This is a genomic window from Fictibacillus aquaticus (assembly GCF_002245695.1).
GTDB classification, from domain to species: domain Bacteria; phylum Bacillota; class Bacilli; order Bacillales; family Fictibacillaceae; genus Fictibacillus; species Fictibacillus aquaticus.
Genome location: NZ_NOII01000001.1, coordinates 454,483 through 470,290, shown reverse-complemented (window position 1 = coordinate 470,290; position 15,808 = coordinate 454,483). Strand labels below are relative to the sequence as shown.

Genomic DNA, 15,808 nt, shown 5'->3' with positions numbered 1-15,808 from the left:
TATGATAGATGTATCAAGCACAGCGATAAATGATCTTTATTATATATGAGGAGTGATTTCATGAGCGACCGTAAAGCAGCCTTGGAAATGGCGCTTCGCCAGATTGAAAAACAGTTCGGCAAAGGATCTATTATGAAACTTGGCGAACAGACGGAACAAAGAATTTCAACGATCTCCAGCGGTTCCCTGGCACTGGATATTGCACTTGGTGTCGGAGGATACCCGCGAGGCAGAATCGTAGAAGTATATGGACCTGAATCTTCCGGTAAGACGACGGTAGCTCTTCACGCAATTGCAGAGGTGCAGAAAAACGGCGGACAGGCAGCATTCATTGATGCGGAACATGCCCTTGATCCGGTATATGCTCAAAAGCTTGGCGTCAATATTGATGAACTGCTTCTTTCTCAGCCGGATACAGGTGAGCAGGCACTAGAAATTGCCGAGGCCCTCGTAAGAAGCGGTGCGGTCGACATCATTGTTGTTGACTCAGTGGCAGCCCTTGTTCCAAAAGCCGAAATTGAAGGCGAGATGGGTGACTCTCACGTTGGTCTGCAGGCACGTCTTATGTCACAGGCACTTAGAAAGCTTTCCGGTGCTATCAACAAGTCGAAAACTATCGCCATCTTTATCAACCAGATCCGTGAGAAGGTCGGTGTAATGTTCGGAAACCCGGAAACAACGCCAGGCGGACGCGCACTGAAGTTTTATTCTTCCGTGAGGCTTGAAGTCCGACGTGCAGAACAGCTGAAACAAGGACAGGATATCGTCGGTAATAAGACGAGAGTAAAAGTGGTCAAGAACAAAGTGGCTCCTCCGTTTAAGGTTGCTGAAGTTGATATTATGTATGGAGAAGGTATTTCACGTGAAGGCGAAATCCTTGATATCGGCTCAGATATCGACGTGGTTCAAAAGAGCGGTGCCTGGTATTCATTTGAAGGCGAAAGACTTGGTCAGGGACGTGAAAACTCCAAGCAGTTCCTGAAAGAGAACCCTGAAGTGGCTGCATCTATCTCCCAAGAGGTCCGAGAATATCACCAGCTTGAAGCGAAAGCGGCAGAAGCGCCTGTTCACGATGAAGTAAAAGAGTTCGAATTGACTGAATAGAGTATTGTAAAAACCGGCCATGGGCCGGTTTTTTTTATTGCACTTTAAGAAAGCATACCTTTTAAATAATGAAGAATTCGAAGTCGTTAAATAAGTATAAAGTACAAGAACAGCTGAGGGTGCGTTAAAGGGTTGGCCCCGCTCCGTTTTTATAACTTCTGCCGTCATTTACCTGCCTACGCTGTGGAGAAGAGACGGTTTAAACGGTGGTAAGAGATACATATTCTAATCTTGCGCTTTTGTGCTTCACCTATTATTATAGAAAGTTTAACTCTCTTGACAAGGTATGTGGACAACTATAAAATGAAGTTATATTTTGATTTCTTAGTTGAAATGAAAATAGAAAACAAGCAACAGAACACTTGGAATTATGCAAGCGCTTTGTTACACGAATGACGACTGATTTGATGAAATGAAAAACTTAAAAAGCAAGAGGAGGTGTTAACATGCCTGATTTGTTGATTCTCATCTCCATTTTGCTTGCCGGCTTAGCAGTCGGCGCAGTTGTCGGATATCTTGTTCGGAAATCCATTGCAGAAGCAAAGATTTCCAGTGCAGAGCGAGCCGCAGAGCAGATCGTAGAAGATGCCAAGCGGGAAGCGGATGCGAGCAAAAAAGAAGCCCTGCTTGAAGCAAAGGATGAAATCCACAAGCTTCGCACGGAGGCGGAACGCGAAGTTCGCGACCGCAGAAGCGAGCTTCAAAAACAAGAGCAACGATTGGTACAAAAAGAAGAGATCCTGGACAGGAAAAGCGAAACCCTTGATAAAAAAGAGGAGTCCTTGGAAAAGCGTGAGGAATCTCTCGCCAAAAAACAACGGCAAATTGAAGAGATGGAAAGCAAAGTAGGAGAACTGCTGGAAGAACACCAGCGGGAACTGGAGCGTATTTCAGGGTTTACCAGAGAAGAAGCACGTCAAATCATCATGACAGAAGCTGAGAGCGAGCTGTCGCATGAACTGGCAATGATGGTAAAAGAACTTGAAAACCGCGCTAAAGAAGACGCAGACAAGAAAGCGAAAGAAATTCTTTCTCTTGCCATCCAGCGCTGTGCGGCCGATCATGTGGCTGAAACTACTGTTTCAGTCGTTAACCTGCCAAACGACGAGATGAAAGGGAGAATTATCGGACGTGAAGGAAGAAATATCCGTACATTGGAAACACTTACGGGTATTGACCTTATTATTGATGATACGCCTGAAGCGGTTATTTTATCAGGTTTCGATCCGATCCGACGCGAGATCGCCAGAATGGCTCTTGATAAGCTGGTCCAGGATGGAAGAATTCATCCAGCCAGAATCGAAGAGATGGTGGAGAAATCAAGGCGTGAAGTGGATGAATACATCCGCGAGGTAGGAGAACAGACAACATTTGAAGTTGGCGTACACGGACTGCACCCGGATCTTATTAAGATTCTTGGCCGCCTTAAATACCGTACAAGCTATGGACAGAACGTGCTGAAGCACTCGATGGAAGTGGCATACCTGGCAGGCTTAATGGCTTCAGAAATTGGAGAAGACATGCACCTTGCACGACGTGCCGGACTGCTTCATGATATCGGAAAGGCGATCGACCATGAAGTGGAAGGAAGCCATGTAGATATCGGTGTTGAACTGGCAGTGAAGTATAAGGAACACCCTGTCGTAATTAACAGCATCGCTTCGCACCACGGTGATACGGAGCCAACTTCAATCATCGCAACCCTTGTAGCTGCGGCTGATGCCCTTTCAGCGGCAAGACCTGGTGCAAGAAGAGAAACACTTGAAACGTATATTCGCAGGCTTGAAAAGCTTGAAGAGATTTCTGAATCGTTTGACGGTGTGGAAAAGTCATTTGCCATCCAGGCAGGGCGTGAAATCCGCATAATGGTGAAGCCGGACATGGTAGATGATATGGCATCATACAGGCTTGCACGCGACATTACGAAGAAGATCGAGAATGAACTGGATTATCCAGGGCATATAAAAGTAACAGTCATACGTGAAACACGAGCAGTTGAGTACGCGAAATAAAGTGGTGATTATTCACCACTTTATTTTGTTTTAGGCTGAAATTTGGGCATAACGTTCAGGTTTGATACAAAGTTTGGAAGGGAACAGATAAGTGGGGTTCGTTGAGGGAGTATTCCTTGAGACAAAACAGCACTGATGCTCATTCGATTACAGGAATACGAGCCTGATCCAATGAATATAGTAGAACTGGTATCATATCTTGAAGGAGGTTCAAATTAATGGAAATATTAAAAGTTTCAGCAAAGTCCAACCCCAACTCTGTAGCAGGTGCACTTGCAGGCGTTCTGCGGGAACGCGGCGGGGCTGAAATCCAGGCCATCGGCGCAGGTGCATTAAACCAAGCGGTTAAAGCAGTAGCGATCGCAAGAGGATTTGTAGCGCCGAGCGGAGTTGACCTCATTTGCATTCCTGCTTTCACGGATATTTTAATTGACGGTGAAGAACGGACAGCCATTAAGCTGATCGTCGAACCTAGATAAAAAAATTTTCAAGCCTGTCTGTAAGCGCAGACAGGCTTTTTCCATGTCTCGATTTTCATTGACTATCATTGCGGATACACCTGCTGTTACAATATTAATAGATAAAAGCATCCGAGAAAGAAAGAGAGTGAGAAGTATGCGAATTTTCGACGGGCATTGTGATGTTCTCTGGAAAATGTGGGAAAATCCCGATATATCCTTTCAAGATCTTGCATCTATGCATGTCACGTATCCGCAGTTAAAATCACGGCGCTCGAGCGTACAAGTATTTGCCATTTATGTTCCGCAAAAAGTGTCCCGTGAAGGCCAGTTTGCTGCAGCACTGCAGATGGTGGATATATTCTTTGAAAAAATTCTGGCCTTCTCTCCAGGCATGAAATTGATCCGCAATGAAGCAGAACTGAAAAGGCTTGCTGATGGGGAGACAGGCGCAATCTTAAGCTTGGAAGGGTGCGACTGCATCGGCAATGATTTGAGCCGGCTTCGCATATTGCATCAGCTCGGCGTTCGCAGTGTTGGGTTAACATGGAACTTTGGAAACGCAGCTGCTGACGGGATTTTAGAGCCAAGGGGAGGCGGACTGACTTCCTTTGGCGAGGAGGTCGTCACTTTCTTGAACAGCAAGAACTGCTGGACAGACGTTTCTCATTTATCTGAAAGAGGATTTTGGGATTGTTTGGAGAAAGCAAATAATATAGTAGCAACGCACTCGAACGCGAAAGTTCTTTGTGATCATCCAAGGAACTTAACAGACAGTCAGATCAATGGGCTGATTGAAAAAAACGGAAGGATTGGTGTAACGTTTGTACCGTCATTCTTGAACAGCTGCCAAGCATCTGCTACAATCCGTGATATCCTGAAGCATCTTGATCATGTATGCTCGCTTGGCGGAGTCCGGCATGTCGGGTTTGGGTCTGATTTTGATGGAATTGAAGATACTCCTGCAGGTCTCTCAGCTTACAGGGAATATGAAAATTTAGTTAATGAGGTGCTGAAGCGATATCCTGAAGAACAGGCAGTCCGGTTTTTCTATCAGAATTTTGCTGATTATTTTACTTGCGTTTAAATTATCAGAACGTTTTATTAATTCCAAAAATTTCATATCACCACTTGCATTTTGACTGTGATAAGTCTAGAATTGTAAGCGTTCAGTACATATTTTCATTGTAAGAAACATATACGCGCACCGTCTTAAAAGGCAGTGCCTACGTAAGACGGATACTTAAAAGGGGTGTTACGATCATGATTGAACAGCTTTCCTGGAAAGTTGGGGGGCAGCAGGGCGAAGGGATCGACAGTACCGGTGAAATCTTTGCTATGGCTTTAAATCGTTTAGGTTATTATTTATACAGCTACCGACATTTCTCTTCACGCATCAAGGGAGGACATACGAATAATAAAATCAGGGTGAGCACGTACCAGACTCGTGCTGTCTCTGATGATCTGGATATTTTGATCGCTTTCGACCAAGAAACGATTGACGTGAATTTGCATGAGCTGCGCGACGGAGGCGTCGTGATCGGTGATGCAAAATTCAACCCAGTTATTCCTGAAGGCTCGAATGCCCGGCTTTTTGCAGTACCATTTACTGAGCTCGCAACAGAACTTGGTACGTCTTTGATGAAAAACATGGTCGCGATCGGGGCGACAAGCGCAGTTCTCGGTTTGGCTCCTGAGTCTTATCAAGAAGTGGTGGAAGAAATTTTTTCACGCAAAGGAGCAAAAGTAGTAGAGAAAAACATGGAAGCCATTAAGAAAGGCTCTGAATATTTCCAAGGTATTGCCGGGAAAATTGACGGCTTTCAGCTTAACGAAGCTGACGGAAGAAAACGGATGTTTATGATCGGTAACGATGCAATCGCGCTCGGCTTTCTCGCTGGAGGAGTGCGCTTCATGCCGGCTTATCCGATAACGCCTGCGTCTGAGATCATGGAATATTTAATCAAAAAGCTTCCTAAGTTCGGCGGAACTGTAATCCAGACAGAGGATGAAATCGCGGCATGTACGATGGCTATCGGTGCCAACTATGCCGGAGTAAGGACGATCACTTCTTCTGCAGGACCTGGTCTATCACTGATGATGGAATCGATCGGCTTGTCTGGAATGACAGAAGTACCGCTCGTTGTCGTTGACACACAGCGCGGCGGCCCATCGACTGGCTTGCCGACGAAACAGGAGCAATCTGACTTGATGGCGATGATTTACGGCACTCACGGAGAAATCCCAAAAGTGGTTATGGCGCCAAGTACAGCGGAAGAGGCGTTCTATGATGCAGTGGAATCCTTGAATATAGCGGAAGAATACCAGTGTCCGGTCATCCTGCTGACAGACCTTCAGCTTTCATTAGGAAAACAGTCTGTTGAGCCGCTCGATTACAGCCGTGTAGAAATCCGCAGGGGTACACTTGATCTTAACGCACAGCTTCCAGATTCTGACGATAAGGACGGATATTTTAAACGTTACCAAGTCACTGAAAACGGAGTCTCGCCGCGCGTGGTTCCTGGTATGAAAAATGGGATTCATCACGTAACAGGCGTCGAGCATGACGAGTATGGCAAACCGTCAGAAGTGGCGACTAACCGCCAGAAGCAGATGGACAAGCGTTTATCGAAACTGAAGTCACTCAAATTTGACACACCTGTTGTAAAAAATGCCCCACATGAAGAAGCAGACATACTCTTAGTTGGGTTTAATTCTACTAGAGGTGTTATCGAGGAAGCGATGCCTAGGCTTGAGGAGCAAGGGATTAAGGTAAACCACGCCCATATCCGCCTGCTTCATCCGTTTCCGGCAACAGAGTTCAAGGAATTGGCAGACCGCGCGAAAAAAATCGTGGTCGTGGAGAACAATGCGACAGGACAGCTTGCTTCCATCATTAAACTAAACACAGGCAATCATGAAAAAATCAGCAGCATCTTAAAATACGATGGCAACCCGTTCCTGCCGTCTGAGGTCACTGCTAAAGCGAAGGAGCTGGTGTAATGGCTACGTTCAAAGATTTCCGCAACAGTATCAAACCAAACTGGTGTCCGGGCTGCGGAGACTTTTCAGTCCAGGCTGCCATCCAGCGTGCCGCGGCAAACGCAGGTCTTACTCCTGAAAACCTAGCTGTCGTTTCCGGTATCGGCTGTTCAGGAAGAATTTCCGGCTATATTAAGTCTTACGGGTTTCATGGAATCCACGGCCGCTCTCTGCCAATTGCTCAAGGTGTAAAAATGGCAAACCGCGACTTGACGGTCATCGCTTCGGGTGGTGACGGAGACGGATTTGCGATCGGGATGGGCCACACTGTTCATGCCATCCGCCGTAACATTGACGTCACATACATCGTCATGGATAACCAGATTTACGGTCTGACAAAAGGCCAGACATCGCCGCGTTCTGATGTTGGTTTTAAAACGAAAAGTACGCCAGAGGGTTCTGTTGAATCTTCCATCGGCATCATGGAGCTCGCTCTTACAGCCGGCGCTACTTTTGTCGCACAAAGCTTTTCAACTGATCTTAAGGATCTTGTTGCGATTATTGAAGCGGGCATCAGCCATAAAGGCTTTTCGCTGATTAACGTCTTTTCACCGTGTGTTACTTACAACAAAGTAAACACGTATGACTGGTTCAAGGAGCATCTCGTAGCACTGGATTCTATAGAAGGGTATGACCCTCAGAACCGTTCTCTTGCGATGACAACCTTGATGGAGCATAAAGGTCTCGTTAAAGGAATCATCTATCAAGATAAAGAAAAACCATCCTATCAGGATCTTGCTCATGGCTACAGCAAAGATGCGCTAGCATTGCAAGATCTGAATCTTGGTGAAGATACCTTTAAGCAGCTGGCAGCTGAATTCATGTAAGAAAAACCGAGAAAAAACTGTTTCCTTTAAACAAGAGCTTCACATGATAATTCATGTGAAGCTCTTGTTTTTTAATCCTGCATGCTCTAATTTTTTCTAATTCATTCTTGCCTTTCGTCTAGAAATAGAACAGTGATACTATATAAAAGGTTTATTGTCACTTATTGAAAACGGAAAAGGAGCACCGAAAATTTTTTTTCGAAAAAACACGTGTTTTTTTTGGGTGTGTTCCTATGTCCATACCGGGCGGACACACCCCTTTACCGCCACTCCGGCACTTTGATAGAATAAAAGGGTATTGAAGAGGATAGTTTAGGGAGTGAATTACGTTTGACTGGAAAAATGAGAGCAATCGTTAAGCATCATGCTGGCTTTGGTGCACAGCTTCAGATGGTGGATATCCCGCAAATAGGTGATAATGAAGTTCTGATAAAGGTGAAAGCAACATCCATCTGCGGTACTGATGTCCATATTTACTCGTGGGATGAATGGTCACAAAGCCGTGTGAAACCCCCATATGTATTCGGACACGAGTTTTCAGGCGTGGTGGAAAAAATAGGGAAAAATGTGCTGAATGTTGAGGTAGGCGACCACGTATCAGCCGAGACTCATATCGTCTGCCACCGCTGTCCGCAATGCTTAAAAGGACAGTATCATATTTGCAAAGAAACAAAGATTATTGGAGTCGACACGAACGGCTGCTTTGCAGAGTATGTGGCGCTGCCTGCAGAAAATCTATGGAAGAACGACAAAAGCATGCCGTTCGAAGCTGCATCCATTCAAGAGCCGATGGGAAATGCGGTTCATACTGTTCTCGCAGGCGATGTGGCTGGTCTTACCGTAGCAGTGATTGGCTGCGGACCGATCGGCGTCATGGCTGTTGGAGTGGCGAAAGCTGCCGGAGCGGCACAGGTCATTGCCATTGACCTGAACGAATACCGTCTTGACCTGGCAAAAGAGCTTGGTGCGACTACCGTGATTAACCCGAAAGATACTGATCCGGTTCAGGCTGTGCTTGATTTGACGGACGGAAACGGTGTTGATGTGATCTGTGAAATGAGCGGCCATCCTATAGCGATCAATCAAGGCTTTAAGATGGTGACAAACGGAGGCCGTGTTTCAATCTTGAGTCTCCCGGTAAAGCCAGTAGAATTGGACATCACGAACGATATCGTGTTTAAAGGCGTTACGGTTCAGGGGATAACTGGAAGGAAGATGTATGAAACATGGCAGCAGGTGTCAGGCTTATTAAAAGCAGGGCAGATGAATACAGAAGCGATCATCACACATACACTTCCGCTTGAAGATTTTGAAAAGGGATTTGAACTTATGATGAAGGGTCAGTGCGGAAAAGTAGTACTGATTCCATAAAAAGGAGGCGTAAGAAGCATGAAAGGATTTGAATATTTGCAGCAGGAACTGGACCAGATGAAAGAGCAAGGCACTTTCCGCCGCTTAGTTCCGCTTGAGTCAGAGCAGGATGCAAGAGTAGTCATCAATGGGAAAGAAGTCATCCAGCTGTCCTCCAATAACTATCTAGGGCTGACCAATCATCCGAAAATGAAGCAGGCAGCGCTTGAATCAGTTGAAAAATACGGAGTCGGAACAGGTTCTGTCCGTACGATCGCTGGAACACTTTCGATGCATGAAGAATTCGAACAGAAACTGGCAAAGTTTAAGCATACTGAGGCATGTCTCGTGTTTCAGTCTGGCTTCTCTACGAACCAGGGGATTCTCTCAGCGATATTGACAGATAAAGATGTTGTCATTTCAGACGAATTGAATCACGCATCTATCATTGACGGCATTCGCCTTACAAAAGCGGCGCGGCGAATTTACAAGCACGTTGATATGGAAGACCTTGAAGCTGCATTAAAGGAAACTCAGGAATACCGTAAGCGGATTGTCGTGACTGACGGCGTGTTTTCCATGGACGGAAACATCGCACCGCTTCCAAAAATCGTGGAACTTGCTGAAAAATACGATGCTCTTGTTATGGTCGATGACGCTCACGCATCTGGCGTGCTAGGGGAAAACGGCCGGGGCACGATCGACCATTTCAATTTAAACGGCCGCGTTCATATTCAGGTAGGCACTCTTTCTAAAGCGATCGGAGTGCTTGGCGGATATATCGCGAGCACTGAGACGCTTCGAAACTATCTGATCCATAAAGGCCGTCCGTTCTTGTTCAGCACTTCTCATCCTCCCGCAGTAATCGCAGCAAGTTCTGCTGCTGTTGACGTGCTGCTTGACGAGCCTGAACATATGGAAAGACTATGGGAAAACACACGTTTCTTTAAGGAAGGGCTTCAGGCGCTCGGCTTTGATACCGGCATCAGTGAAACGCCGATTACACCTGTTATCGTAGGTGATGATGCGCTGACGCATAAGCTTTCTGACAGACTGCTGGAACTGGGCGTGTTTGCGCAAGGCATCGCATTCCCTACCGTGGCGAAAGGGAAAGCACGCGTTAGGACGATCGTGACTGCGAAGCACACAAAAGAAGATTTACAGGCTGCACTTGATGCTTTCGAAAAAGCAGGAAAAGAGCTTGGAATACTGTAAACCCGGCAAACAGGAAGAAGCGGTCACGCTTCTTCCTGTTTTTTTCAAAATTTTAGCTGCCTCCTTTCTTTTTCCCATCCCATTTTTTTGATATACTTATAAAGTTATAAAAGATGATGTAAGCGTTTTTGGGCAGTAAAAGGAGTGAAAGAATCACATGACAAACACAACAGAGAAAACATCTGCTGTTGCAACGGATACACGATCTAAAAAAGATTACTCGAACTATTTTCAGAGCGCCTATCAGCCGCCGTCTTTAAAAGATGCAAAAAAGAGGGGCAAGGAAGCGGTAAAGGTTTTAACGGACTTCAACATCCCTGAAAACCTTGTGAACATCGGAGTTGGGAAGAAGTTTTACATCCGCACGTACGGCTGCCAGATGAACGAGCATGATACAGAGGTGATGGCCGGTATTCTTACCGAAATGGGCTATACAGCAACTGTTTCGGTAGATGATGCTGATCTCGTCCTCTTGAACACTTGTGCGATCAGAGAGAATGCGGAGAATAAAGTTTTTGGAGAGCTCGGCCACCTGAAAACAGCAAAAGCGAATAACCCAAATCTTCTGCTTGGTGTTTGCGGCTGCATGTCACAGGAAGAGTCGGTCGTGAACAAAATTCTTAAAACTTATCAAAACGTTGATATGATTTTTGGCACCCATAACATTCATCGTCTTCCGCAAATCATTGAAAACGCCCTTTTCTCCAAAGAGATGGTCGTTGAGGTATGGTCGAAGGAAGGGGATATCGTGGAAAATCTTCCGCGTGTCCGCAAGGGGAACGTTAAGGGCTGGGTCAACATCATGTACGGCTGTGATAAGTTTTGTACGTATTGCATCGTCCCTTATACTCGCGGCAAGGAGCGAAGCCGCAGACCAGAAGATATTATTGAAGAAGTCCGCCATTTGGCCAGAAACGGCTATAAAGAAGTGACACTTCTAGGCCAGAACGTTAACGCATACGGCAAAGATTTTACTGATATTCAATACGGTCTAGGAGATTTAATGGATGAGATCAGGAAGATCGATATCCCTAGAATCCGTTTCACGACAAGTCATCCGCGCGATTTCGATGATCGGTTGATCGAGGTGCTTGCACATCAGGGTAATATTGTCGAACATATTCATCTTCCTGTACAGCACGGGAATTCTGACGTGTTGAAGCTTATGGCACGCAAATATACGAGGGAAAGCTACCTCGAACTTGTTGCCAAGATCAAGGCTGCGATTCCTGACGCAGCTCTTACATCCGATATTATCGTTGGCTTCCCGAACGAAACGGATGAGCAGTTTGAAGAAACGATCTCATTAGTGAAGGAAGTAGAGTTCGATGCGGCTTATACGTTTATTTACTCACCAAGAGACGGGACTCCTGCTGCAAAAATGGAAGACAACGTGCCTCTTGAAGTGAAGAAGGAACGACTGCAGCGTTTGAATGCAGTTCTGAATGACATCTCTCTCAAGAAGAACAAAGCATATATCGGCAAAATCGTTGAAGTACTCGTTGAAGGCGAAAGCAGAAAGAACGCCGATGTGCTGACAGGGCATTCGGGTGCCAATAAAGTAGTTAATTTTGCCGGTCCGAAGCATTTAATCGGCGAAATCGTCAAGGTCCGCATCACCGATGCAAAAACATGGAACCTTGGCGGAGAATGGATTGAAGAAAAGGCAGAGGTGGCTAACTGATGAATTATACAAAAGAGCAAATTCTTGATAAAGCACGTGAACTGGCAAAAATGATCGCTGTAACTGACGAGGTGGACTTTTTTAAGCGTGCAGAAGCACAGATTAACGGCAATCCGACGGTTGCAAGACTGATCGGCGAGATCAAAAAACTGCAAAAACAGGCCGTAAACCTTCAACATTACGGAAAAGCAGAAGCTTTGAAGGAAACCGAAGCAAAGATTGACGAATTGATGAAAGAAGTAGACGCTATTCCAGTCGTGCAGGAGTTCAAACAGTCTCAGGTAGACGTAAACGACATTTTACAAATGGTTTCGCACACTATTTCTAACACCGTTACAGATGAAATCATCGAATCCACTGGAGGCGATGTGCTTAAAGGAACAACAGGCTCCCAGGAAGGCTGCGCGCCAGGCGGCTGCGGCTGCCACTAGAGTATATTCTAAAAACACAGCAGAAAGTGCTGTGTTTTTATTTTGAATTAACATTAAAATTCTCATATACTTCTATTCCCCAATTAGATAGAACCCATTAATAATTTTCACTTACCGTAATGATTGGCGATTTAATCAAAAGTAGATAAATGATGATTAGTGATTATTAACCGTTCAAGTACATATAATGGCGGTATCCTTTAAATTTTATGCATTATCGCTGCCTTCCTCCGTTCTATTCAAAAATATTTTATGTAGACAGGCAAAAACAGGGCATACAACCATAAGATAGAGTTGTACGGAAACTCTCTGATGGATATGCACACTAGTCATTCGCCCTGCATAGGATGAATGGAAATTAAAAGAGGAGGGATTGTGTCTATGTCACACAACATAGATTATCAGTACAGAGAAATCATTACACGGGCAGTCTGCGGCAAAGGGCGCAAATTTTCGCAGGCCACACATTCAATCACACCTGCCCATAAACCGAACAGCATTCTGGGCTGCTGGATCATCAATCACAACTTTAAAGCGCATAAAGGCAAGGAAGCCGTCGTCGTTGAAGGGTGTTATGATGTGAATTTATGGTATTCTTACAGCGGCAACACGAAAACGGAAGTTGTAACGGAAACCATTCATTTTAAAGACAATATCGCATTTGATAAGCTCGATAAGCAATACTTGGGAACAGATTATGAAGTATCAGCTAAAGCCCTGCAGGAACCCAATACTTTGGAAGCAACTATTTCACCGAATGGGAACAAAATATTAGTTCAGGTTGAGCGGGAGTTCAGCTGTGAGATGATCGGAGATACGAAAGTAGTCGTGTGTGTGAAACCTGACCGTGATTTTACCGAAGATGAAGAAACAGGCGATTACGATTATGAAGACATAGATGACGAAGAGTTTGAAGATTTAGATCCTAACTTTCTGATCGGAGAGCTTGAGGAATAATTCGGCAGGGAAGAATATTTCTTCCCTGTTTTTTCATGTGGTGCAGAAGGGGCATGTCTCTGCATCAATGGCTGGACATATGATATAATGGCGGAAGAATGCTTATAGAAACAGGTGAAGAAGAATGTCGCAGTATACACCCATGATTCAGCAATATTTATCGGTAAAGGCAAATCATCAGGATGCCTTTTTATTTTTTCGTCTTGGCGATTTTTATGAAATGTTTTTTGACGATGCGCTTAATGCATCAAGAATTCTTGAAATTACTCTGACATCCAGGGACGGAGGCAGCAGCGACCGTATTCCGATGTGCGGTGTACCTTACCATTCAGCCCCAGGCTATATTAAACGGCTTGTAGCTGACGGCTACAAAGTGGCTATATGCGAGCAAGTAGAAGATCCTAGGCAAGCTAAAGGAGTTGTCAGAAGAGAAGTCGTGCAGATTATCACACCCGGTACTGTGATGGACGATCAGCTTCTTTCTGACAGAGATAACAACTACATCGGTTCACTTGCACTTGGCGAAAAGGGAGAATATGCTCTTGTCATTGCTGATCTTTCAACAGGAGAAGCTAAAGGATACTTACGCAAGGCAGAAAAGAGCGGTATATTAGCAGATTTCAGCCGGCACCGTGTTAAAGAAGCTGTCCTTGACAGCAGTACATACAGCGAGTGGAAAGATAGCATACATAACTCGCAGGAATTTACTGCGTCAAGTGAAGACCGCGATGAAATTCCTGACGGTTTTTCAGGTCATGTCAGTCATCTTAATCATCACTTGCTTCATAAAGCTGCTGGCAGGCTGTTTCAATATTTAAAGCACACGCAGAAAAGATCGCTTGGGCATATGCGCCCTGTAATCGTTCAGTCAGATGACGTTCTGATGAAGCTTGACGCTTTTTCTAAGCGCAACCTTGAACTTGTGGAGACCAACCGGACAAAAGGAAAAAAAGGATCTTTGCTTTGGCTGCTGGACAAAACGATGACTAGCATGGGAGCCCGCAAGCTGAAGCAATGGCTGGAAGAGCCTCTTTTTATCCGCTCCCTAGTAAAGCAGCGTCTTGATACAGTAGAAGCATTGTACAGTAAATTTTTTGAACGGGAAGAGATCCGCCAACAGCTAAAGAATGTTTATGACATGGAAAGACTGGCCGCAAAAGTGGCGTTTGGCAACGCAAGTCCTCGCGACTTGCTCCAGCTTAAGCTCTCTTTGCAGAATGTGCCTGCTATTAAGGCGCAGCTGTCTCAGTTGGACTGTGCTGGAAGCGAAGAGCTTCTAATGAAGATGGACGAACATACGGAACTAGCAGATTATTTAGAACGGGCAGTCCATGAAAACGCCCCGCTTCTTTTAAAAGAAGGGAACATCATTAAAGAAGGCTTCAGTGCGGAACTCGACGAATACCGAGACGCCAGCGTGAACGGCAAAGCTTGGATCGCCTCGCTTGAGCAAAAAGAACGAGAAGCCACAGGAATCAGGTCACTGAAGATAGGGTACAACAAAATATTCGGCTATTTTATTGAAGTGACACGGTCTAATCTCGGAGGAGTGCCTTCTGAACGGTATGAGAGAAAACAGACGCTGTCAAATGCAGAACGTTTTGTAACTCCTGAGCTGAAAGAAAAAGAGCGTCTCATCCTTGAGGCAGAAGAGAAGATGGCGGGACTCGAACATGCTCTTTTTTTAGAAATTAGAAGTCATGTGAAAAACTATGTTCCAGGCCTTCAGCAGCTGGCTGGAAGTCTGGCTGAACTGGATGTACTGCAGTCTTTCGCTTCAGTAAGTGAAGAAAGGCGTTTTGTTAAGCCTGTAATCTCCGAAAGCGGACAAGTGCGAATTCAAGGCGGGAGACATCCAGTTGTCGAAAAGGTGATGGATGCCCAGGAATACGTAGCAAATGATATCACCCTAGATAACAATCATAGCATGCTGCTCATTACCGGACCGAATATGGCAGGTAAGAGCACGTACATGAGACAGCTTGCTTTGACAGCTATTATGATGCAGGTAGGCTGCTTTGTTCCGGCTGACAGCGCAGAGCTCCCTTTATTTGATCAGATTTTTACACGGATCGGAGCAGCAGATGATCTCGTCGGCGGCCAGAGTACATTTATGGTTGAAATGCTTGAAACAAATTATGCGATCAGAAACGCGACAGCTGACAGCTTGATATTGCTCGATGAGATAGGAAGGGGAACTTCCACTTATGACGGTATGGCTCTTGCACATTCTATCATTGAACATATACATGATCATATTGGTGCCAAGACGCTGTTCTCCACTCATTATCATGAGCTGACAATCTTATCTGAAACACTTCCATCTTTAAAAAATGTACATGTATCCGCAGTTGAAGAGGACGGACGGCTAGTGTTTCTTCATAAGATTGTAGACGGCCATGCGGATCAGTCTTTTGGAATACAAGTGGCAGAGCTTGCTGACCTGCCTGCACCGCTTATTAAGAGGGCAAAGCACATACTAGGCGACCTTGAAAAGAACGGAAAAGAACCTGTTCAAGTAATAAAGGAAACTGCGGCAGCGCTGGAACAGCCTGAAAGTCAGCTTAGCCTTTTCGAGAGCCCTGTTCAGCCGGCTGGAAAAACAGCAAAAAAATCAGACAGCATTATTGCCATGATCACGTCACTCAATCTATTGGAAATGACACCGTTGGATGCGATGAACAAACTCTACGAGCTGCAGAAAAAAGCAAGGTAAGGATGAATTCAC

The 15,808-nt window shown here is 45.2% G+C and carries 12 protein-coding genes; all 12 read left to right on the top strand.

The annotated features are described in order from the left end of the window. Positions 1-60 precede the first annotated feature (60 nt). The 12 genes from recA to mutS all read left to right on the top strand — a co-directional run bounded on the left by recA (position 61) and on the right by mutS (position 15,796). The gene (gene recA, locus CGZ90_RS02490; protein ID WP_094250748.1) at positions 61-1,104 is read left to right on the top strand and encodes a recombinase RecA; all 1,044 of its coding nucleotides are present in this window, start codon (positions 61-63) and stop codon (positions 1,102-1,104) included. Between the two features lie 446 nt (positions 1,105-1,550). Next, complete coding sequence (rny, locus tag CGZ90_RS02485; RefSeq protein WP_094250747.1) at positions 1,551-3,116, top strand: ribonuclease Y; 1,566 nt, start codon at positions 1,551-1,553, stop codon at positions 3,114-3,116. Between the two features lie 218 nt (positions 3,117-3,334). Beyond that, on the top strand, positions 3,335-3,595 hold the full coding sequence (spoVS, locus tag CGZ90_RS02480; protein ID WP_010193268.1) for a stage V sporulation protein SpoVS: 261 nt from the start codon (positions 3,335-3,337) through the stop codon (positions 3,593-3,595). Positions 3,596-3,731: 136 nt separating this feature from the next. Beyond that, positions 3,732-4,661, top strand: a complete 930-nt coding sequence (locus CGZ90_RS02475) for a dipeptidase (protein WP_094250746.1) — start codon at positions 3,732-3,734, stop codon at positions 4,659-4,661. Between the two features lie 176 nt (positions 4,662-4,837). After that, entirely contained in the window at positions 4,838-6,577 is a 1,740-nt protein-coding gene (locus CGZ90_RS02470) for a 2-oxoacid:acceptor oxidoreductase subunit alpha (protein WP_094250745.1), read from the top strand. After that, entirely contained in the window at positions 6,577-7,443 is an 867-nt protein-coding gene (locus CGZ90_RS02465; RefSeq protein ID WP_094250744.1) for a 2-oxoacid:ferredoxin oxidoreductase subunit beta, read from the top strand. The genes CGZ90_RS02470 and CGZ90_RS02465 overlap by 1 nt, the downstream gene beginning before the upstream one ends. Before the next feature lie 330 nt (positions 7,444-7,773). Continuing rightward, on the top strand, positions 7,774-8,814 hold the full coding sequence (tdh, locus tag CGZ90_RS02460; protein ID WP_205727364.1) for an L-threonine 3-dehydrogenase: 1,041 nt from the start codon (positions 7,774-7,776) through the stop codon (positions 8,812-8,814). An 18-nt stretch (positions 8,815-8,832) separates the two neighbouring features. Beyond that, entirely contained in the window at positions 8,833-10,008 is a 1,176-nt protein-coding gene (locus tag CGZ90_RS02455; RefSeq protein ID WP_094250743.1) for a glycine C-acetyltransferase, read from the top strand. A gap of 157 nt (positions 10,009-10,165) precedes the next feature. After that, on the top strand, positions 10,166-11,692 hold the full coding sequence (gene miaB / locus CGZ90_RS02450) for a tRNA (N6-isopentenyl adenosine(37)-C2)-methylthiotransferase MiaB (protein ID WP_094250742.1): 1,527 nt from the start codon (positions 10,166-10,168) through the stop codon (positions 11,690-11,692). Beyond that, on the top strand, positions 11,692-12,123 hold the full coding sequence (locus CGZ90_RS02445; protein WP_379675153.1) for a YlbF/YmcA family competence regulator: 432 nt from the start codon (positions 11,692-11,694) through the stop codon (positions 12,121-12,123). The genes miaB and CGZ90_RS02445 overlap by 1 nt, the downstream gene beginning before the upstream one ends. 381 nt (positions 12,124-12,504) lie before the next feature. After that, positions 12,505-13,080 (top strand): outer spore coat protein CotE, encoded by a 576-nt coding sequence (gene cotE / locus CGZ90_RS02440; RefSeq protein WP_094250740.1) that lies wholly within the window; start codon positions 12,505-12,507, stop codon positions 13,078-13,080. Positions 13,081-13,204: 124 nt separating this feature from the next. Further along, positions 13,205-15,796 carry a DNA mismatch repair protein MutS gene (gene mutS / locus CGZ90_RS02435; RefSeq protein ID WP_094250739.1) on the top strand — a complete coding sequence of 864 codons (2,592 nt, stop codon included), beginning with the start codon at positions 13,205-13,207 and terminating at the stop codon, positions 15,794-15,796. The last annotated feature ends 12 nt before the right edge of the window (positions 15,797-15,808 follow it).

Excerpts from the sequence above, each read along its gene's own strand:
- recA (WP_094250748.1), top strand. The coding sequence starts at position 61 with ATGAGCGACCGTAAAGCAGCCTTGGAAATGGCGCTTCGCCAGATTGAA.
- rny (WP_094250747.1), top strand. The coding sequence starts at position 1,551 with ATGCCTGATTTGTTGATTCTCATCTCCATTTTGCTTGCCGGCTTAGCA.
- spoVS (WP_010193268.1), top strand. The coding sequence starts at position 3,335 with ATGGAAATATTAAAAGTTTCAGCAAAGTCCAACCCCAACTCTGTAGCA.
- CGZ90_RS02475 (WP_094250746.1), top strand. The coding sequence starts at position 3,732 with ATGCGAATTTTCGACGGGCATTGTGATGTTCTCTGGAAAATGTGGGAA.
- CGZ90_RS02470 (WP_094250745.1), top strand. The coding sequence starts at position 4,838 with ATGATTGAACAGCTTTCCTGGAAAGTTGGGGGGCAGCAGGGCGAAGGG.
- CGZ90_RS02465 (WP_094250744.1), top strand. The coding sequence starts at position 6,577 with ATGGCTACGTTCAAAGATTTCCGCAACAGTATCAAACCAAACTGGTGT.
- CGZ90_RS02455 (WP_094250743.1), top strand. The coding sequence starts at position 8,833 with ATGAAAGGATTTGAATATTTGCAGCAGGAACTGGACCAGATGAAAGAG.
- miaB (WP_094250742.1), top strand. The coding sequence starts at position 10,166 with ATGACAAACACAACAGAGAAAACATCTGCTGTTGCAACGGATACACGA.
- CGZ90_RS02445 (WP_379675153.1), top strand. The coding sequence starts at position 11,692 with ATGAATTATACAAAAGAGCAAATTCTTGATAAAGCACGTGAACTGGCA.
- cotE (WP_094250740.1), top strand. The coding sequence starts at position 12,505 with ATGTCACACAACATAGATTATCAGTACAGAGAAATCATTACACGGGCA.
- mutS (WP_094250739.1), top strand. The coding sequence starts at position 13,205 with ATGTCGCAGTATACACCCATGATTCAGCAATATTTATCGGTAAAGGCA.